19 protein-coding genes and 2 tRNA genes are annotated in these 19,185 nt (G+C 71.3%); 6 read left to right on the top strand and 15 right to left on the bottom strand.

Features of this window, described 5'->3' with window-relative positions:
• The first annotated feature begins 265 nt into the window (after positions 1 to 265).
• Positions 266 to 1,267 carry a hypothetical protein gene (locus EFK10_RS33590; RefSeq protein ID WP_127359429.1) on the top strand — a complete coding sequence of 334 codons (1,002 nt, stop codon included), beginning with the start codon at positions 266 to 268 and terminating at the stop codon, positions 1,265 to 1,267.
• Complete coding sequence (locus EFK10_RS33585) at positions 1,264 to 2,832, top strand: NADH-quinone oxidoreductase subunit NuoF family protein (RefSeq protein WP_127359428.1); 1,569 nt, start codon at positions 1,264 to 1,266, stop codon at positions 2,830 to 2,832. Before EFK10_RS33590 ends, EFK10_RS33585 begins: the two co-directional genes overlap by 4 nt.
• A 1-nt stretch (position 2,833) precedes the next feature.
• Here the strand turns inward: EFK10_RS33585 and EFK10_RS48980 are convergent, their stop codons facing one another.
• The 3 genes from EFK10_RS48980 to EFK10_RS33575 all read right to left on the bottom strand — a co-directional run bounded on the left by EFK10_RS48980 (position 2,834) and on the right by EFK10_RS33575 (position 3,766).
• The gene (locus tag EFK10_RS48980; protein ID WP_206305695.1) at positions 2,834 to 3,400 is read right to left on the bottom strand and encodes a helix-turn-helix transcriptional regulator; all 567 of its coding nucleotides are present in this window, start codon (positions 3,398 to 3,400) and stop codon (positions 2,834 to 2,836) included.
• A gap of 9 nt (positions 3,401 to 3,409) precedes the next feature.
• The gene (locus tag EFK10_RS48975) at positions 3,410 to 3,619 is read right to left on the bottom strand and encodes a hypothetical protein (protein ID WP_206305694.1); all 210 of its coding nucleotides are present in this window, start codon (positions 3,617 to 3,619) and stop codon (positions 3,410 to 3,412) included.
• A gap of 74 nt (positions 3,620 to 3,693) precedes the next feature.
• Positions 3,694 to 3,766 (bottom strand) — tRNA-Ala (locus EFK10_RS33575).
• A 218-nt stretch (positions 3,767 to 3,984) separates the two neighbouring features.
• Between EFK10_RS33575 and EFK10_RS33570 the strand changes: the two genes are divergently transcribed.
• Entirely contained in the window at positions 3,985 to 5,322 is a 1,338-nt protein-coding gene (locus EFK10_RS33570) for a glycosyltransferase 87 family protein (protein ID WP_240677639.1), read from the top strand.
• A 30-nt stretch (positions 5,323 to 5,352) separates the two neighbouring features.
• Here EFK10_RS33570 and EFK10_RS33565 read toward each other — a convergent pair whose 3' ends face one another.
• Positions 5,353 to 6,798, bottom strand: coding sequence for an MFS transporter (locus tag EFK10_RS33565; RefSeq protein WP_206305693.1), 1,446 nt, complete (start codon positions 6,796 to 6,798; stop codon positions 5,353 to 5,355).
• A gap of 102 nt (positions 6,799 to 6,900) precedes the next feature.
• Here EFK10_RS33565 and EFK10_RS33560 point away from each other — a divergent pair, with 102 nt between their 5' ends.
• Entirely contained in the window at positions 6,901 to 7,812 is a 912-nt protein-coding gene (locus EFK10_RS33560) for a helix-turn-helix transcriptional regulator (RefSeq protein ID WP_127359427.1), read from the top strand.
• Between the two features lie 45 nt (positions 7,813 to 7,857).
• Here the strand turns inward: EFK10_RS33560 and EFK10_RS33555 are convergent.
• The 6 genes from EFK10_RS33555 to EFK10_RS47985 form a co-directional block, all read right to left on the bottom strand.
• Positions 7,858 to 7,930, bottom strand: a tRNA-Ala gene (locus tag EFK10_RS33555).
• A 74-nt stretch (positions 7,931 to 8,004) separates the two neighbouring features.
• On the bottom strand, positions 8,005 to 8,658 hold the full coding sequence (locus EFK10_RS33550; protein ID WP_127359426.1) for a histidine phosphatase family protein: 654 nt from the start codon (positions 8,656 to 8,658) through the stop codon (positions 8,005 to 8,007).
• Positions 8,655 to 9,092, bottom strand: coding sequence for a ribosome silencing factor (gene rsfS, locus EFK10_RS33545; protein ID WP_127359441.1), 438 nt, complete (start codon positions 9,090 to 9,092; stop codon positions 8,655 to 8,657). Before rsfS ends, EFK10_RS33550 begins: the two co-directional genes overlap by 4 nt.
• An 84-nt stretch (positions 9,093 to 9,176) precedes the next feature.
• On the bottom strand, positions 9,177 to 10,796 hold the full coding sequence (locus EFK10_RS33540) for an LCP family protein (protein ID WP_127359425.1): 1,620 nt from the start codon (positions 10,794 to 10,796) through the stop codon (positions 9,177 to 9,179).
• Positions 10,797 to 10,813: 17 nt separating this feature from the next.
• On the bottom strand, positions 10,814 to 11,416 hold the full coding sequence (gene nadD / locus EFK10_RS33535) for a nicotinate-nucleotide adenylyltransferase (protein ID WP_127359424.1): 603 nt from the start codon (positions 11,414 to 11,416) through the stop codon (positions 10,814 to 10,816).
• 42 nt (positions 11,417 to 11,458) lie between these two features.
• Entirely contained in the window at positions 11,459 to 11,620 is a 162-nt protein-coding gene (locus EFK10_RS47985; RefSeq protein WP_164836253.1) for a hypothetical protein, read from the bottom strand.
• 92 nt (positions 11,621 to 11,712) lie between these two features.
• Here EFK10_RS47985 and EFK10_RS33530 point away from each other — a divergent pair, with 92 nt between their 5' ends.
• Entirely contained in the window at positions 11,713 to 12,789 is a 1,077-nt protein-coding gene (locus EFK10_RS33530; protein WP_127359423.1) for a M48 family metallopeptidase, read from the top strand.
• Here EFK10_RS33530 and EFK10_RS33525 read toward each other — a convergent pair.
• The 5 genes from EFK10_RS33525 to proB form a co-directional block, all read right to left on the bottom strand.
• Complete coding sequence (locus EFK10_RS33525) at positions 12,716 to 13,840, bottom strand: SCO2583 family membrane protein (RefSeq protein WP_127359422.1); 1,125 nt, start codon at positions 13,838 to 13,840, stop codon at positions 12,716 to 12,718. The two genes, EFK10_RS33530 and EFK10_RS33525, sit on opposite strands and share 74 nt — an antisense overlap.
• A gap of 101 nt (positions 13,841 to 13,941) precedes the next feature.
• Positions 13,942 to 14,424: an SCO2584 family spore wall biosynthesis protein gene (locus EFK10_RS33520; RefSeq protein WP_127359421.1), complete on the bottom strand. Its 483-nt coding sequence runs from the start codon at positions 14,422 to 14,424 to the stop codon at positions 13,942 to 13,944.
• Between the two features lie 64 nt (positions 14,425 to 14,488).
• A complete protein-coding gene (locus EFK10_RS33515) occupies positions 14,489 to 15,802 on the bottom strand; it encodes a glutamate-5-semialdehyde dehydrogenase (protein WP_127359420.1) in 1,314 nt (437 codons plus the stop codon).
• Between the two features lie 86 nt (positions 15,803 to 15,888).
• Positions 15,889 to 16,344, bottom strand: a complete 456-nt coding sequence (locus EFK10_RS33510; protein ID WP_127359419.1) for a hypothetical protein — start codon at positions 16,342 to 16,344, stop codon at positions 15,889 to 15,891.
• 101 nt (positions 16,345 to 16,445) lie between these two features.
• Positions 16,446 to 17,552 carry a glutamate 5-kinase gene (proB, locus tag EFK10_RS33505; protein WP_127359440.1) on the bottom strand — a complete coding sequence of 369 codons (1,107 nt, stop codon included), beginning with the start codon at positions 17,550 to 17,552 and terminating at the stop codon, positions 16,446 to 16,448.
• A 266-nt stretch (positions 17,553 to 17,818) separates the two neighbouring features.
• Here proB and EFK10_RS33500 point away from each other — a divergent pair.
• Positions 17,819 to 19,185 (top strand): hypothetical protein (locus EFK10_RS33500; protein WP_127359418.1); only part of this gene is annotated, 1,367 nt, incomplete at its 3' end.

Here is a 19,185-nt window from a genome sequence, read left to right as displayed (position 1 = left end):
AATGGAATTACCAAGAAAGTCCCAAGTGGCGACTTGGGAGGCACATTTAAGGGAAAACCCTGCACGCCGATCAGACCGACGTTAGCAGTTCGTAATGATCCACACCCGGGGTTGCTGAAAAGCATCACACGCATGGGTGGCCCGTGCGTAGCGTCTGCGCATGCGCCCCCTCCCTCCACGCTCCAACTCCCGCCGCGGGAGCCGCCCTTTTGCGTCAAATCCCCCAGGCGGCAACACCCTCCCCGAGGCTCTCCGCACGGCCCGCTTGCCCCGCCTCGTCGCCGTCGGCGGCGTCGGCGCGCTTCTCATCGCCCTCGGTGCCGGCACCAGCGGCCAGATCCGTGCCTTCCTCGACTTCGGGGTCGGCGTACTCTGCCTGGTCGCCCTGACCTCCACCGTGATCTGGGGACTGGTCTCCACCGACGAGATCATCCTCGGCCCGCGCCAGCGGATCATGTCGCAGGGCATCCACCGGGGGCTGGGGGTGGCCGCCGTGTGCTTCCTGATCGTCCACATCTCGGTCAAGGTCTCCGAAGGCCACGCCACGATGTTCCAGGTCTTCCTGCCGGCCGGTTTCACCGGACAGGCCTTCCTGATCTTCCTGGGCACCTTCGCTTCGTACACGATGATCCTCGCCGCCGTCACCGGCGCGCTGCGCAGCGCCTTCGCCGAGCGGCGCCACCCGGTGCGCTGGCGGATCCTGCACTGCACCTCGTACGCCTCCTGGTGCGCGGCCCTGGTGCACGGGCTGAACGCCGGGCGCTCGGCCAAGACCCAGTTCGTCCTGGTGTACGTCCTCGCCCTGATCGCCGTCGCGATCGCCCTGGTCGTACGGCTGCGCAGCACGCGCGGCGAGAACCTCTTCCCGCTGCGCCCCTCCGCCTCCGGCACCGGCGGCCTCAGCCCCCAGGGCAGCCGCGGCCGTTCGCGCCGCGCCGAGCCCACCCGCCGCAACGACGGCGTCCCGCTCGCGTACACCGACCCGCTGCCCCCGCTGCCGAACTTCCCGCCGGTCGCGCCGCCCGCCGACTCACTGGCCGGCCTGCCTCCGGTATACGCCGAGCCGCTGCCCGCCGACGCCATCGCGCAGCTCCCGCCGATCCCCGACCAGGGCCAGTACTACGAGACGCCGGCGTACGGCACCGAGGTGCCCACGCAGGTGCCGTACGGCGAGTCCGCCGACGTGAGCGCCACCCGCCTGCAGCCGGTCAACTGGCAGCAGCCCTCTCAGGCCCAGGGCCCGTACTACAACGGAGGACAGCGATGAGTCCGCGCCCCGACAACCTCCCGGCCGTCCGTGGCGCCGCGACCGCCAGCGCCGACGTCCTCCCCGAGGTACGCGCGGTCGGACTGCCCCGGGTCACCGCCGGGTTCGACGAGGTCGAGCGCCTCGACCGGGTCACCCACCTGTCGGTGCACGGCTCCATGCCCTCCGGCATGACCGAGAGCGAACTGATCGACCTCGCCGAGCTGATGGTCCTGCGCGGCAAGGGCGGCGCCGGCTTCCCCTTCCACAAGAAGCTGACCGCCGTCGCCGACAGCGTGCGGCGCTCCGGCGTGCGGCCGGTCGTCGTCGTCAATGGCTCCGAGGGCGAGCCCGCCTGCCGCAAGGACGCGGTGATTTTGCGACGCGCCCCGCATCTCATGCTCGACGGGGCGCTGCTGGCCGCCGAGGTGATGGGAGCCTCGCAGCTGGTCGTCGCCGTCACCCGCGACACCAACGAGGCCTCCTTACGCGACGCCATGGCCGAGCGCGGCCTCGGCGACCGGCGCGGCAAGGCGCTCAGGGCCCGGATCGTACGGATGCCGGAGCGCTTCGTGTCCGGCGAGTCCTCGTCGATCATCTCGGCCGCCAACGGCGGCACCCCGCTGCCGCCCGGCCGCAAGGTCAGCGCCAGTGAGGCGGGCGTCGACGGTGCGCCCACGCTCTTCTCCAACACCGAGACCTTCGCCCAACTCGCCATCGGGGCACGGCTCGGCGCGATCCGCTACGGCTCAACGGGCGTGGCCGGCGAGCCCGGTACCGCCATGCTGACCGTCTCGGGTTCGGTGCCCCGGCAGGTGGTCGTGGAGACCCCGACCGGCGTCCCGATGTCGTACATCCTGCAGATGTGCGGCGCCGGAGTCGGCCAGGGCGTCCTGGTCGGCGGCTACCACGGCGGCTGGATCGACCCCTCGGTCGCCTCCATGGTGACCATCGCCCGCGAGAGCCTGGAGGCCCACAAGGCGACGCTGGGCGCGGGCGCGTTGCTGCCGCTGGACCCGGGCCTGTGCCCGCTCGGCGAATCCCTGAAGGTCGCCCAGTGGCTCGCTGGCGAGACGGCGGGCCAGTGCGGGCCCTGCAAGCTCGGGCTGCCCGCGATGGCCGCGCTGCTCGGCGACGTCCTCAACGGCGGCGGCCAGGCGGCGCTGGAGGAGCTGCGCAAGGTGGCGATGGGAGTGAAGGGCCGGGGCGTGTGCAAGCACCCCGACGGCTCCATGCGCTTCGTCCTCTCCTCCATCAGCGCCTTCACGGACGACCTCGCCGCGCACGTGCTGGGCGGCGGCTGCGGGCGGCCGGTCAAGGGCGTCCTCCCGCTGCTCGGCTCCGAGTCGCCCAGCGGCAGGGGCGGCGCCGGCTCCACCAACCAGCGGCTCGTCGTCGACTGGACCCTCTGCAAGGGCCACGGCCTCTGCGCCGGGATCCTCCCCGAGATCGTCCGCCTCGACCGCAACGGCTACCCCGACATCGCCGGCACCCAGGTCCCGGCCCACCTCGCAGGGCAGGCCCAGCGCGCCGTGCGCCGCTGCCCGGCGCTGGCGCTGCGCGTGGAGGAGGGCGGCCGGCGGTAGCTCAGCGGCGGTGCCGCCGGGCGATCGCCTCGGCGGTGCGGGCCATGGCCGTACGCAGCTCCTGCGGCGCCAGCATTTCGACCTCCACGCCGAGCCGCAGCAGCTCCTGCTCCGCGTGCTCGACGGACTCGACGGGGATGTCCGCCCGCGTCCGCCCCTCGGCGTCAGGCGGCTCTGCCGCGCGCTCCACCGCGCGCACGGCCGCCTGCTCCAGGACGTCCGGCAGCCCGCTCGGCCCGCGCGGGGAAATGCGTACGGTCACCGTGAGCCGGTGCCTGCGGGTGTCGAACCCCGTCAAGTACGAGGCCCAGTAGGCGGCCAGGTCGAATCCGGCCGACCGGCCGAAGGAGCACTCCTCCCCCGCCTCGATCCGCAGGATCTGCGACAGGCGGTAGGTACGCACCGGCCCGGCGGCCGCTGTCACCAAATACCAGCGGCCGCCCTTCAGCACGAGCCCGTACGGATCGAGGACCCGGGTCACCTCCTGCGGCGCCGCCCAGCGCCGGTAGCGGACCCGGATCGCCCGCCGGTCCCACACCGCCGACGCCACGGCCGCCGGATACGGCACGTCGTCCGCCTACCGGTACCACCCCGGGGCGTCCGGATGAAACCGCTCACGGATCCGCCCCGCCTGGTCGCGCAACTCTGCCGGAAGCGCCGCGGCCAGCTTGATCTGCGCCGCCGCCAGCACCGCGCCCAGCCCCAAGTCGGCCGCCGGGCCCGGCATCCCGGCCAGGAACAGCGACCCGGCCTCACCCTCGGCGGGTGACGGAGCCCCCGCCCGCAAGGCGGAACCGAGCAGAAACGACGAGGGCGACGTATGTCCGCGTCTTTTGCGGACACACATCGCCCTCGCACTCGTGGAGCTACGGGGATTCGAACCCCGGACCTCTTGCATGCCATGCAAGCGCTCTACCAACTGAGCTATAGCCCCGCGTGTCGTTGTGTCCGGGGCTCCCCCGGCGACTCCGCATACATTACGGGCTGCCCTCGCGTTTGGCCAAATCCTTATCGGGGCAGGCGGGGGCAGGGTGATACGGGAACCGTTCGAGCTCAGCGGCGGTCCTGGTGAATGAAGGTAGTGTCAGGGCGCCTGTGCCCCTTACGCCGCCTACGCAGCGCCGACCGCCCGGACCTCAGGAGCCACGCACCGTGACTGCGACGCAGACGATCGCCGATGCCCAGCGCAGGGTGGCGGCGCGGGCCTTCATCGCGCGTCGGCCCACGCTGGTGGCGGCCGTGGTGTGTCTGCTGTCCTTCACCGCTTTCTACCTGACGCAGCGTGCCGCCAACGTGTCCATGCTCGACCTGGACGTCTACCGGGCCGAGGGCTGGACCGTGCGCGCGGGCAGCGACCTGTACGACATGCGGGCCACGTACGCCCAGCTGCCCACCACGTATCCGCCTTTCGCCGCACTGCTGTTCATCCCCCTGACGTGGCTGGACGAAAGCGCGGCACGGCTCGCCGTCAACCTGGTCAACCTGGGTCTGCTGGTGGCCCTGGTGCACCTCTCGCTGCGGCTCATCGGCCGCCCGGTGCGGCTGCCGCGCGCCGCCGTGACGCTCGCCGTGGCCGCCGTCGCGGTCTGGTGCGAGCCGGTGTGGACGACCATGCGGTACGGGCAGATCAACCTGCTGCTCGCCGTCCTGGTCCTGTGGGATCTGACCCGACGGGCGGGCCACCGCTGGGCGGGGGTCGGCATCGGCATCGCGGCCGGGATCAAGCTCACCCCGGCGCTCTTCGTGGTCTTCCTGGCGGTGGCGGGCGCGGCGCTGGGCATACGACGCCTGCGGCGCGGCGGGCCGGGTTGGAACGTCCACCTGCGCAGGGCGGCCGTGGCGGCCACCACCTTCGCGACCACGGTCACGCTGGCGCTGCTGGCGCTGCCGCACGACTCCAAGCGCTTCTGGACCGAGATCATCTTCGCCGCCGACCGGGTCGGCCACGGCGAGGACACCGCCAACCAGTCGCTGCGCGGCATCCTCGCCCGTGCCCTCCACACCGGCGACCCCGCGGGCTGGTGGCTCATCCCCGCCGCCGCCATCGTCTGCGCGGGCCTCGCGGTGGCGGTGGCCGCTCTGCTCGCCGGAAACCGCCTGCCGTACGGGCCGGCCTGGGCGGCCGTCTCCTGCGGAGTCACCGCGCTCATCGTCAGCCCCATCTCGTGGTCCCACCACTGGGTGTGGGGCGTGCCCATGGTCATGCTCGTCGGCGCCGAGGCCATCCGCCGCCACGACCGGCGGTGGACCATCGGCGCGGTCGCCGCCGGCGTGCTCTTCTACTCCTTCGCCCTGTGGATGGTCCCCCACGGCGACGGCACGCGGCACGAGCTCAACCAGTCGGTCGGCGAGATGGCCCTCTCCGCCGTCTATCCCGTCGCCGGCGCGGTCTTCCTCGCGGTCGCCGGGGTCGTGACCGCCTTCGCCTGGCGCCGCCGCCCGCCCGTCCGCACGGCCCCGCGCTCCCAGCCCGCGTACGCCGGCCGCTGAGCCCGCCAGGACCCCCGCCGGGGCCTTACGTCACCGCCGCAGGCCCGCCACCGCGCCCACCGCAGCCGTGGCGGCCAGCGCGGCAGCCGTGACAGCGATCGCGTGGGCGGAGGGGTGGACGTGGCCGGCCAGCGCCACCCGGTTGAGGAACAGGGTGCCGAAGGTCGCGACGCCGATGAGCTGGCCGAGCTGGGTGACCGTGGCCAGAAAACCGCTCGCGTCGGCCGCGTCCTCGGGCGCGACCTGGCCGAGGGCGAGGGTCAGGGTGGGGCTGAAGGCGAGGCCGAGACCGGCACCGAGGCCGGCCAGGACGACCAGCAGGCCCGCCTCGTGCAGCCTGCCGTCCCGCGTCACCAGGCCGAGCCCGGCGAGGGAGGCCGCGGCGAGCAGCAGCCCGCCGGGAGCCAGCGCACGGTAGGACCGCTTCGGCAGGCGCCGCCAGTACAGCCCCGCGATCCCGAAGGTGACGGCGGCGGCCGCGAAGGTCAGGCCCGTGTGCAGCGCGCTCTCGCCGAGGCCGCTCTGCAGGTGCAGGGCGAAGACGAACAGGAAGCCCGCGTTGACCGCCATGGTCAGCCCGATGACGGCGGCGGCCCGCACCATGCCGGGGGCACGGAGCACACGGCCGGAGACCAGCGGAGCGCCCCCGCCACGGGCAAGCCGGGCCTCAAGGGCGACGAAGGCCGCGAACAGCACCGCGCTCACCCCGAGGGACACCCAGCCCCACACCGGCCAGCCCTCCTCCTGCCCGAGCACGAGCGGCACCGTCAGCAACGTCACGGCCGCGCCCAGCACGACCAGCCCCGGCACATCCAGCCCGCGCCGCCGCTCGGGGATGCCGGGCGCGTCGCGCGGGATGACGCGCGGGGCCAGCACCAGCAGCGCGAGGCCGATCGGCACGTTGACCAGGAACACCGGCCGCCAGCCCGTCCCGAACAGGTCCGCGCTGACCAGCACCCCGCCCAGCGACTGCCCGATCGCCGCGCCGGACGACAGTACGGCCGCGTAGACGCCCAGCGCACGCACCCGCCCCTCGCCCGTGAAGTTCCGCTGAATGAGGCTCAGCACCTGGGGGACGAAGAGCGCGGACCCCGCGCCCTGCACGATGCGGAAGCCGATCAACTCCCCCGTCGACTGGGCCAGTCCGCAGGCCAGCGAGGCCACGGTGAAGAGCGCGAGCCCGGCCAGCATCGCCCTGCGGTGGCCCCACAGGTCGCCGATCCGCGCACCGGTGATCAGGAGTACGGCGTACGAGATGGTGTAGCCGGCGACGACGAGCTGGAGCCCCGCGCCGGAGGCGTTGAGGTCGGTGCGGATCGTCGGGGCCGCGACATTGACGATGAAGACGTCGAGCAGGGCCATGAACTGGCCCGTGAGGATGATGCCGAGCAGCAGCCCGGCAGGCGGTCGCCGCCCGGCGTCGGGCTCCCGCCCGAAGACCTGACTACGAGGGATGCTGAGCGCGGAGTTCGTCATGCCCTCGAGCCTGGCGGCGGCCCGGTACCCGTAACGAGAGCCCCGTGACACTGGTACTGGCAGCACCTGGCACCGCGTTCCGCCGAACGGCACGATGGTCGCATGCCCCAGCGCCGGACCGAACTCGCCGCATTCCTGCGCAGCCGCCGCGCCCGGATCACCCCCGCGGACGTCGGCATGCCGCCCGGGTTCCGCCGCCGCACACCGGGGCTGCGCCGCGAGGAGGTCGCCCAGCTGTCCGGGGTCGGCGTCACCTGGTACACGTGGCTGGAGCAGGGGCGGCCGATCAACGCCAGCGTCCAGGTCCTGGAGGCCATCGCCCGCACCCTGCGCCTCGACGTGACCGAGCGGCAGCATCTCTACCGGCTGGCGGGCGTGCCCTTCGTCGCCGACGACATCCCCGACGCCGAGGCCGTCGGCACGGAGGTGCAGGGCATCATCGACGCCCTCGACCCGCTGTGCGCGGTGGTCTACAACGCCCGCTACGACGTCCGGGCGTCCAACGCGGCCTACCGGGACCTCTTCCCGGCGGTACAGATCACCGGCCGCGCCGACCGCAACGTCCTGCTGAGGCTGTTCACCGGCCCCGCCTGCTGCTCGGCGTTCCTCAACCGCGCCGAGGAGCTGCCCCGCATGGTCGCCCAGCTGCGCGGCGCGTACGGACGCCATGTGGGCGAGCCCGCCTGGGAGTCCTTCATCGAGCGACTGATCCGCGAGAGCGCCGAGTTCGCCCAGATGTGGGCCAGCGGCGACGTCGCCCCGGCCGGCCCCCGGATCAAGCTCGTCCAGCACGCCTCGGTGGGCATCATCCACCTCACGTCCGTCTCGCTGGCGATCGACGGCATGCCCGAGCACCGCATCGTCGTCTACACCCCCAACGACGAGGACAGCCGCGCCCGCATCGAGCAACTGCGCGGCATGAACGACCCGTTGCTCGGCTGCCCGGTGCACGCGCGCCGGCTGTCGGAGATCAGCGCGGAGATCGCGGAAAAGCAGATGTCCCCCGCCCTCTGAGAGGACGCGGGACATCTGCTTCCCGTGCTTCCGCACGGGTGAACATGGAGCTACGGGGATTCGAACCCCGGACCTCTTGCATGCCATGCAAGCGCTCTACCAACTGAGCTATAGCCCCGCTGTTCCCGGGCGTTCCGCCCTGCGAACGAGAAGAAGCTTAGCCGGTCAGAGCCCGATTCCCGAAATCGGGCCTCAGTCGTCGTCGCCCATGACGGGCTCGGGCAGCGAGCCCGCGTTGTGCTCCTGGAGGCGCCAGCCGCGGGCGCCCTCGGAAAGGACGGACCAGCAGCAGTTTGACAGGCCGCCGAGCGATTCCCAGGTGAAGGGGTCCAGGCCGAGCAGCCGTCCGATGGTGGTGCGGATGGCACCGCCGTGGCTGACCACGACGAGGGTGCCGCCGTCGGGCAGCTTGTCGGCGGCCTCGAGGACGACGGGGGCGGCACGGTCGGCGACCTCGGTCTCCAGCTCGCCGCCGCCGCGCCGGACGGGCTCGCCCCGCTTCCAGGCCGCGTACTCCTCGCCGAAGCGCTCGGTGATCTCCTGGTGCGTCAGGCCCTGCCAGACGCCCGCATAGGTCTCCCCCAGGCCCTCGTAGTGCGCGACCTCCAGCCCGGTGAGGGTGGACAGCTCCGCGGCGGTGTCGGCGGCGCGGCGCAGGTCGGAGGCGATGATCGCGTCCGGCTTGAGCGCGGCCAGCAGCCGGGCGGCGCGCTTGGCCTGGGCGAGGCCGGTCTCCGTGAGTGGGATGTCGGTCGTGCCCTGGAAGCGGCCTTCGAGATTCCAGGCGGTCTGGCCGTGCCGCCACAGCACGAGCCGGCGGCCGCGGCCGTGAGTATTCCCGTTCAGCTCAGGTCTCCGTCCTCGTCGGCGGCCGCGAGCGACCGCGCGTGCTCATCGGCCTTGCCGCGGGTCTCCACGGCGTCCTTGGGCAGCTCGATCTCGGGGCAGTCCTTCCACAGGCGCTCGAGCGCGTAGAAGATCCGCTCCTCGGAGTGCTGCACGTGGACGACGATGTCGATGTAGTCGAGCAGCACCCAGCGGCTGTCACGGTCACCCTCGCGGCGGACCGGCTTGGCGCCCAGCTCCTTGAGCAGCCGCTCCTCGACCTCGTCGACGATGGCCTTCACCTGGCGGTCATTGGGCGCGGAGGCCACCAGGAACGCGTCCGTGATGGAGAGGACGTCGCTGACGTCATAGGCGATGATGTCGTGCGCGAGCTTGTCGGCGGCCGCTTGGGCAGCGGCCTTGATGAGCTCGATGGAGCGGTCCGTGGCGGTCACAGGTGAGGCTTTCCGGTCGGGGACGTATGTCTCCAGGGTCTCACGGACCACGGACAGTCCCCGACCGGTTTGCATCGCCCCAGATCAGCCCTGGGGCTTGTAGTCCTGGCCCAGGATGACCGTGATGTCCGCGTTGGACGCGCCCTTGCCCTTCGTGACGAGCTTGGTGGACAGACCGAAGGTCTTGGCGACCTCCTGCGCGTCGGACTTCTTGGCGGCGTCGGTGTAGATGACCTGCGAGGCCGCCTGAGTCGTGCCGGTCCCGGCGGATACGTAGGTGTAGCCCGCGTTGACCACGGCCGCCTGCGCCTGCGTGGTGTTGCTCGCGGTGCCGGTGGCGTTCTTGACACTGATCCGCAGGATCCCGTCGATACTGCTGTTGGTGACGGTGCCGCCGAGCACGTCCTTGACCACGCTCTGCGTGGCCGTGGCGCTGAGCGTGCCGTCGGTCTGCACCGGCAGCGTCGCCGTGGAGTACGCGCCCGTCTTGGCCAGCTCGGCCAGCGCCGCCAGGCTGGCGCCCAGCTCCTGCTCCTTCAGCGAGGGGTCTGGGATGGCGTTCAGCGTCTGGATGGTCTTCACGCCCAGGCTGCTGCTGCTGGGGAACTTCTTCAGCATCCCCTGGATGACCTGCCCGAAGCGGATGAGCTGCTTTTCCTGCGGCTCGCCCGCTCCCTTGTAGGTGGCGTACGCGACGGCCGCCTTGCCGTTGAGTTCCTGGCCCTTGCCGGGCGTGACGAGGGTCTTGCCCTGCGACTTCACGGTGGCGTCGGTGTCCACGATGATGTCGCCGAGCGAGTCGACGAGCAGTTCCAGATACGGGGTGTCCAGCCGCCAGGTGCCCGCGATCTTGGTGCCCAGGAGGGTGTCGAGGCCGTCGCGGGTGGGGGTGGCGCCGTCGTCCACGACGGACTTGCCGAGGGTGGTGGTCGTGCCGCTGTCGGTGTTGATGGCAAGGGAGTTGGGCAGCAGGACGGTCGTGGCGTGCTTGGTGGTCGAGTTGCTGACCAGCAGCGCGGTCGAGGTCTGGTTGCTGTCGATCGGGCGCAGGTGAAGCACGATCACATCGCGCTTCTGGGCGCCGGTCGCCGTCGTCGCCGTGGTGGTGGTGCCGCCGAGTCCAGGGATCCGGCCGGTCTTCCAGAGGTAGCCGACGCCGCCGGCCGCCACCAGGGCGACCACCACGATCAGACCGACCACGCGATGGCGGCCGCGCCGCTTGCGCTCGTCGCGCCGCTCCACTCGGGACTCGGTGAACTTCAGCCAGTCGATGACCTCTTCGGACTCCTCGTCGTCCTCGTCGACGAAGGCGAACTGCTCGGTCCGGTAGTCGCGGCCGGCGGCCGGCTCCTCCCGGGGAGGCTTCTCGAAGTACGACTGCTGTGGCTCAGCCGGCTGCGGCGGCTGCGGCTGTGCGTACGGCTGCTGGTACTGCTCGTACTGCGGCTGCTGCGGGATGTAGCCCTGCTGGTACTGCTGCTGTTCCTGCGGGGGGTAGTACGGCTCCGCGTAGTCCTGCTGCGGCTGCTGCTGCGGGGGCTGCGCGTACGGGTCGTAGCCGTCGCCGTAGGTGGGGTACCGCTCCTGCGGCTGCTGTCCGTACACGTCCGGCGACGGGGAGTACTGGGGGTAAGGGTCCTGGGGGTCCTGGCGGTACGGCTCCTGTCCCTCGGCGTACTGCCAACGAGGGTGTGCGTCGTTCACGTGGACCCCTCCACCGATTACCTGTACAGCTTGCGTTTGTCGATATAGCGCACGACGCCGTCCGGCACGAGATACCAGACCGGATCCCCCTTGGCCACCCGCTCGCGGCAGTCCGTCGAGGAGATCGCCAGCGCGGGGATCTCGACCAGGGAGACCCCGCCCTCCGGGAAGCCCGGATCGGCCAGCGTGTGCCCTGGGCGGGTCACGCCGACGAAGTGCGCAAGGGAGAACAACTCCTCGGCGTCGCGCCAGGAGAAGATCTGGTTCAGGGCGTCGGCACCCGTGATGAAGAAGAGGTCCGCCTCGCCGTGCTGCGCGGCCAGATCCCGCAGGGTGTCGATGGTGTACGTACGCCCCGGGCGGTCGATGTCGCTGCGACTCACCGAGAACTGCGGGTTCGACGCGGTGGCGATCACGGTCATCAGATACCGGTCCTCGGCGGGCGACACCTGCTGGTCGGTCTTCTGCCACGGTTGGCCGGTCGGCACGAAGACCACCTCGTCGAGGTGGAACAGAGTGGCGACCTCACTCGCCGCGACAAGGTGACCGTGATGGATGGGGTCAAAAGTGCCACCCATCACGCCGAGCCGCTTCTTCACCGGCGGTTCCTGCTCTCCCATGCGGCCTGAGCCTACTTGCACTTGCTGGGGGCGCTACCCGGATCAGCGGTCCCGGTTGAAACGCGTAGTGATCCAGAGCAGGAGAAGCAGGACGAACAGGGCGCCGCCGCCGGTGAGGACCGGGCTGAGGCTCTCGTGGTTCGAGCTGCCGTTCGAACTGTCGGCGAGGGTGGTCAGGGCGGCGGCTGCGACGTATGAAGTCATGGGCGACATCGTACGGGCGAGGTGGAAGGAACTTCGCGTCGGCTTCGCGCGTCTCACTGTGTACCGATTGGCAATCAGGGGGTCTGGCCAATATGTCCGAGTCGAACAATCTGCCGGGGCGCAATCGCCGCCGTTTTCCCGGTATCTCCTCGCGTGCGTACGAGCACCCGGCCGACCGCTCGGCGCTGGTGGCACTGCGCAAGCTCAGCGGTTTCGACACGGTTTTCAAGGCGCTCAGCGGCCTGCTCCCCGAGCGCAGCCTGCGGCTGCTCTTCCTGTCGGACTCCGTCCGGGTGAGCGACGCGCAGTTCACCCACCTCAATGACATGCTGCGGGACGCCTGCTACATCCTGGATCTGGAGAAGGTCCCCGCGATGTACGTGACGCAGGACCCGCAGCCCAATGCGATGTGCATCGGGCTCGACGAGCCGCTCATCGTCGTCACCACCGGCCTGGTGGAGCTCCTGGACGAGGAGGAGATGCGGGCCGTCGTCGGCCACGAAGTGGGCCACGCCCTGTCCGGCCACTCGGTCTACCGCACCGTTCTGCTGTTCCTGACCACGCTGGCACTGCGGGTGGCCTGGATCCCGCTGGGCGGCCTCGCGATCATGGCGATCGTCACGGCGCTGCGCGAGTGGTTCCGCAAGTCCGAGCTGTCGGCGGACCGCGCCGGGCTGCTGGTCGGCCAGGATCTGCGGGCCTCGATGCGCGGCCTGATGAAGATCGCCGGCGGCAATCATCTGCACGAGATGAATGTGGACGCGTTCCTGAAGCAGGCCGAGGAGTACGAGGCCTCGGGCGACCTGCGCGATTCCGTGCTCAAGATCCTCAACGTGCTGCCGCGTACCCACCCCTTCACCACCGTGCGGGCCGCCGAGCTGAAGAAGTGGGAGGCCAGCCGCGACTACCAGCGGATCATGGACGGCCACTACACCCGGCGTGCCGAGGACAAGGACACCTCGGTCACGGACGCCTGGAAGGAGTCGGCGAACCACTACGCCGAGACGGTGAAGACCAGCAAGGACCCGCTGATGCGGCTGATCAACGACATCTCGTCGGGCGCCGGGGACCTCGGCGGGAAGCTGCGGGACAAGTTCACGGGGACGCCGGGGTCGCAGACCCAGAACCCGCCGCAGGACTCGCCGCCGTCCGACTCGCCTGAGGACTGACCGAGACCTCCGGGGCCAGCACACCGCAGACCGATGTCAGCTGGTGGTCGTGGTTGAAGGGGTCGGTCGCGGTTCGGGCCTGCGCCTGCTGGCCGGCCAGCAGCGGCTGGAAGTAACCCACCGACGGTGTCGTGCAGGACAGCGGACCGGCCTCGGTCGAGGACTGGACCAGCTCGACGTGCCGGTCGCGCAGGTCGTCTCGGTCGAAGCGGAAGCGCAGCTCGCGCCGGACGGTGAAGAGCGAGGCCGCGCTCGCCGCACCGCCGGCGTCGCGCACCGCGTACACCAGGGTGTGATCGGTGACGACCTCGAGCAGGTCGTCACCGACCTCGCTCACGGTCATGCCGCCCTGCACCCGCACCTGCTCGTCGGCGAGCTTGATCCGGGTGGGGTCGAAGCGCACCAGCCAGCCCGTCGCCGCGTGGCGGCCGTCATCGACGGGTCGCTCCAGGCTACGGTCGAACTGGTCGAGCTGCCCGGGGGCGAGCAGGGTCCGTACGGTGCGGACATCGCCGCCGGTGAGCGCTCCGGGGTCTATCGCCGAGGCGACCAGGTAGTCCTTCGCGCTGGTCAGCGCCTGCATGACCTGGTCCTCGGCGAAATGCCCGGTGCGGTGGGCGGGCGGCAGGGTGACGCCCTCGGCGCCGATCCGGTAGTCGGCGGCGGGAGACCCCGCGAAGAGCTGCCCCTGGGCCACGGCGGGCACCGCCCCGGTGGGGGCGAGGGGGATCAGGGTGATCCGGAGCTGGTCGGCGGCGGGTGTGGCGGGCTGCTGGTACGGATTGCGTATGCCCAGGTAGATGGCGGTGCCGAAGGCCATGGCGATCAGCAGGACCAGGATCAGGGCCTGCCGGGGAGCGCCGCCACGGGACCAGAAGCGGCGTACGTGTACGGCCCTGGCGGTGCCGTCGAGCCGCTCACGGGCCGAGTACTCCTGTATCCGGGCAGCGCGAATAAACGATTCGTCGAAGACGACGGATCGGTATTCGTCGTCCCCACCGCCCGGAACGCCTTCGGGGGTCCCCGCAGGTGGGTCGCCAGGACCGGCCATACCACAAGCGTAGGTCTCTGCGACCACTTATAAACGCCCTGGTACGAGACAACTTTGGTCGAATGGCAGTGCGTTGGTCAGTGCCTGCTCGGCGGACCGGCTCAGCGCGTGGGACTGACCGCCACCGGCGCCGTCAGCGGGGCCCCGATGTGGCCGGTGGGGGACGGCTGGATGGTGGCCGGCTGGCGGCCGCCGCTCGCGCCCCGGTAGACCGCTGCGAACGTCAGTGCGACCACGCCGATACCCATGAGGACAGCCAGCACCCAGGCGACCGTACGGTGCCAGCGGGTATGGCCCCGGTAGGGACTGCGCTGGGCGTACAGCTCCTCGTACTCGGCGTCCTCGGGGTCCAGCTCGCCGTCGTCGTGACCATAGGGGGATTCCAGCGAATCCCATTCGCCCGGCTCGTCCTCGATGCCGCCGACGCGGGCCCGGGCCGCCATGCGTTCCTTGTGGCTGGGCTCGTGGAAGGCGGCGGACTGTATGAAGGCCTCGTCGAGCACCACGGACGCGAACTCATCGTCCGCGCCACCGTGGTCGTCACCGTCCGGGAACGAACGGCCTGGCCCCACATCGTCCGCCACCCGTCCAGAATAGGGCCCGGAACGCCGCTTTGGGCAGGGAAATCGGCTGAGATTACCCTGCGAATCAGCTTCGGATGTGGCCGTCGCCGGTCACGATGAACTTCGTGGAGGTCAGCTCCGGCAGGCCCATCGGGCCGCGCGCGTGAAGTTTCTGCGTCGAGATGCCGATCTCCGCGCCGAAGCCGAACTGGCCGCCGTCGGTGAACCGGGTCGAGGCGTTCACCGCCACCGCCGCCGAGTCCACCAACTGTGTGAACCGGCGGGCCGCGGGCTGCGAGCTCGTAACGATCGCCTCGGTGTGGCCCGAGGACCACAGCCGGATGTGCGCCACGGCAGCGTCCAGCGAGTGCACGACCGCCACCGCGATGTCGTAGGACAGGTACTCGGTCTCCCAGTCGTCCGTCGTGGCGGCCACGACCTTCGCCTTCGTCCCGGACTTCTCGGCCAGCGCGAGGACCCGCTCGTCGCCGTGCACGGTCACCCCGGCCTCGGCCAGGGCGTCCAGCGCGCGCGGCAGGAAGGCGTCGGCGATGTCCTGGTGGACCAGCAGTGTCTCGGCGGCGTTGCAGACGCTCGGGCGCTGCGCCTTGGAGTTGATCAGCACCTCGACCGCCATGTCGAGGTCGGCCTGGGCATCGACGTACACATGGCAGTTGCCGGTGCCCGTCTCGATCACCGGCACCGTCGACTGCTCGACGACCGTCCTGATCAGCGACGCGCCGCCGCGCGGGATCAGTACGTCCACCAGGCCCCGGGCGCGCATCAGCTCGTGCACGGACTCCCGGCTCTCCCCCGGCACCAGCTGCACCGCGTCCGCCGGCAGGCCTGCGCCGCCGACCGCGTCCCGCAGGACGGTGACCAGGGCGTGGTTGGAGTTGTACGCGGAGGAGGAGCCGCGCAGCAGCACCGCGTTGCCCGACTTCAGGCACAGCGCGGCGGCGTCGACCGTCACATTGGGGCGGGCCTCGTAGATGATCCCGACCACGCCGAGCGGCACCCGCACCTGGCGCAGATCAAGGCCGTTCGGCAGCGTCGAGCCCCGCACGACCTCGCCCACCGGGTCCGGCAACCCTGCCACGTCCCGTACGTCGTTGGCGATCGCCCGCACCCGCTCCGGCGTGAGCGTCAGCCGGTCGACGACCGTCTCGCTGGTCCCCGCCTCGCGGGCCCGGGCGATGTCCTCCGCGTTGGCCGCGACGATTTCCCTCGTACGGACGACCAGCGCGTCCGCGATGGCCAGCAGCGCGTCGTCCTTCGCGGACCGTGGCATCGGAGCCAGGTCCGCGGCGGCCGCGCGGGCACGGTAGGCGGCGCGCAGGACCGGGGACTCCGGCCACGGGGACGGCAGGGACGCGGCGAGATCGTGGCTGCTGCTCATGCTCATCAGAGTACGGCCGCCGACGGTGCCCCCGGTGCGGCTTTCCACCGGCTGAGACCGGCCGAGACCGGCGCAGGCCCGTGCCGTCAGTAGGGGTGGACGCCGACCGGGGTGGCGGGGGCGGGGCCGTAGCCCTCGGCGATGCGGTGGTGGTAGGTCTCGCGGTCGATGACCTCGAGGCCGACGATCTCCCAGGGCGGGAGGTTGGCCGTGGAGCGGTGCTCGCCCCACAGGCGCAGGGCGATGGCGGCCGCGTCGTGGAGGTCGCGGGCCTCCTCCCAGTACCGGATCTCGGCGTGGTCGCCGGCGTAGCGGCTGGTCAGGAGGAAGGGGTGGTCGTGGGCGAGCTGCTCCAGCGCCCGCCGGACCTCCGGCAGCGGGGCCTCGGCGCCGGAGACGCTGAGGGTGACGTGCCACAGGCGGGGCTGCGGCCGTGACTGCGGCACCGACTCCGTGGCGGCGGCGGCACCGGTCCCGTCGACGCTGACGAGTGTGCGCTCCGCCGTCCCCCGGGGCGGTGCCCCCGGACGCCCTCGTCTCACCGGTGGCCTCCCTGTCGGCGCGTTCGTCCTCCGCATCAAAGTTGACCAGTATGAGGGCGGCGGCGGGGCGGTTTTCACCAAGTAACCACGGATGAGCGCCGTCAGGTGTGCAGGAGTACGAGGTCGTCGCGGTGTACGACCTCACGTTCGTACGCCGGGCCGAGCTCGCGGGCGAGGTCGTGCGTGGAGCGGCCGAGCAGCCGCGGCAGTTCGGCGGCGTCGAAGTTGACCAGGCCGCGCGCGACGGCGTGCCCGGCCTCGTCGCGCAGCTCGACGGGGTCACCGGCGGCGAACTGGCCCTCGATGCCCGCGATTCCGGCCGGCAGCAGCGACTTGCGCCCCTTCACGACGGCCTGGACGGCGCCGTCGTCCAGGATGAGCGCGCCGAGCGGGGTCGAGGCGTGGGCGAGCCACAGCAGCCGGTCCGCGGAACGCTTGCCGGTGCGGTGGAAAAGGGTGCCGGTGGGGCGTCCGGCGAGGGCGTCGGCGGCGTGGGTGGCGGAGGTGAGGACAACGGGGATCCCGGCCCCGGTGGCGATGCGGGCGGCCTCGACCTTGGTGACCATGCCGCCGGTGCCGACGCCGGCCTTGCCGCTGCTGCCGATGGAGACGCCGTCCAGGTCCTCGGGCCCCGCGACCTCGTCGATGCGCGAGGCGCCGGGGTTGCTGGGGTCGCCGTCGTACAGGCCGTCCACATCGGACAGCAGCACCAGCAGATCGGCCCGGACGAGGTGCGCGACCAGGGCGGCGAGCCGGTCGTTGTCGCCGAAGCGGATCTCGTCGGTGGCGACGGTGTCGTTCTCGTTGACGATCGGCAGCGCGCCCATCGCGAGGAGCTGGTCGAGGGTGCGGTACGCGTTCCGGTAATGCGCCCGGCGGCTGACGTCGTCGGAGGTGAGCAGCACCTGTCCGACCCGTACGGCGTGGCGCGCGAAGGACGCGGTGTAGCGGGCGACCAGCAGCCCCTGGCCGACGCTGGCGGCGGCCTGCTGGCGGGCCAGGTCGCGGGGCCGCCTGGTGAGGCCGAGCGGGGCGAGCCCGGCGGCGATGGCGCCGGAGGAGACCAGGACTATGTCCTTCGCGCCGTTCCCCCGCACCTTGGCCAGAACGTCCACGAGCGCGTCGACCCGGTCCGCGTCCAGCCCCCCGGCCGCGGTGGTCAACGACGACGAACCGACCTTGACCACGATCCGGTGGGCCTCAACCACGTCCTGCCTCACGCCTGCCACGTGCGTCCCTTCCTGGCTCCGTCCTCGCAATCTACGCGAGGGCGATGTTCCGCCGCGTATGCGTATCGGTGGGCGGACTGCGGCGTCCCTTGGGACCGAGGACAGGCCGCCCCCTCGGGGTCAGGGCTGGTCACGGTCGTGGGATTCGCCCCGGAAAACTGGGCCGGCGACACCGATAAGATGGCGAGTTCGTGCCAAGAGCACCCTCATCTGATCACGACTCGCCCGCCCGAGGTGGACCCCGCATGAACAAGACGGCCGGCACTGCCACCGCTGTCCCCGATGCCGCGCCGGTCCCCTCGGAACCGCCATCGCCGACTGTGCCCGCACCGCTGCACCGCGCGATCACGCTGCTCGCCGTGGTCAGCCTCTTCATCGGCACGCGCAACGACTGGTCCACCGCGATCGCGACACGACCGGCGATCGGCGGGGTCATCACGCTCGGCTACGCCGGAATCCTGGTCCTCGGCATCCTCGCCCTCGTCGTGCGCAGCCGTCGCGCTCTGGTGCTGGTCGACGCGGGGGTGCTGCTGCTCGGCATCACACTGGCCCTGTGCTCGTACGCCCTCAGCAACGGGCTCAACGACGAGACGGTGCTGATGACCCAGGCCACGCACGAGCTGGTGCACGGGCATCTGGTGTACGGGCAGGAGTGGCCATGGGTCTTCGAGCGCAGCCACGTCGGGGTGACGAAGACGATGTCCGGCGGCGCCGACTACTCGTTCGCGTATCCGCCGTTGGCGGTCCTGCTGAACGCCCCCGCCTACGCGCTGATCGGCGCCAAGGCCATCACTCTTGTTCCGACCGTCCTGCTGATCATCGGCGCCGTGGCACTCTGGGTGCTGCTGCCCATGCCGTGGCGGTCCGCCGCGACGGCGGTCTGCCTCGGTTTCCCCATGCTGAAGTCGTACGCCGACATGGGCTACCCGGCGATCCCGGCGCTCGTCCTGCTCATCCCGGTCGTGATCCGCTGGCCCTCCATCGGTGCCGGGGGGCGGCTCAGCCGCTCGGACATCGTGCGTGCCGCCTGCCTCGGGGCCGCCTGCGCGACCCAGCAACTGCCCTGGTTCCTCACGCCGTTCCTGCTGGCCGGTGCCTACGCGATACGCCGCGGCGAACTCCCGGCGCGGACTGCGCTCGCCGTGGTCGCGCAGTTCACCGGGATCGCGGCGGTCGTGGCGCTCGCCGCCAACGCGTACTTCATATTTCAGAGCCCGCGGGCCTGGCTGGCGGGCCTGGCGCTGCCGTTCACCCAGCACGGGGTGCTGCATGGCCAGGGCATCATGGGCCTCTCGTACTACTTCACCAACGGCAGCAGCCGGCTGGACTTCTACTCCTACGGCAGCATGCTGCTGGCCGCCGGGCTGCTCGTGCTCTTCGTTCTCTTCGTGCGGCGGCTGGGCCCGGCCGCCACCGTTCTGCCGTGGTGTGCGTTCTACCTGGCCACGCGGTCGCAGGACGGTTACTACCTGATGATGACCCCGCTGTGGATCGCGGCCGCCGCCACCGCCCCCGGCTCCGCCTTCGCCTCGGCCTGGCAGCCCCGGCTGCCGCTGGGCCGACTGCCGCTGCCCAGGCGGCGGGCGGCCGGCGCGGCTCTGACGGCGGCGGT

The organism is Streptomyces soli (assembly GCF_003999195.1).
GTDB classification, from domain to species: domain Bacteria; phylum Actinomycetota; class Actinomycetes; order Streptomycetales; family Streptomycetaceae; genus Actinacidiphila; species Actinacidiphila soli.
This window is presented reverse-complemented; position numbering and strand designations above follow the sequence as displayed.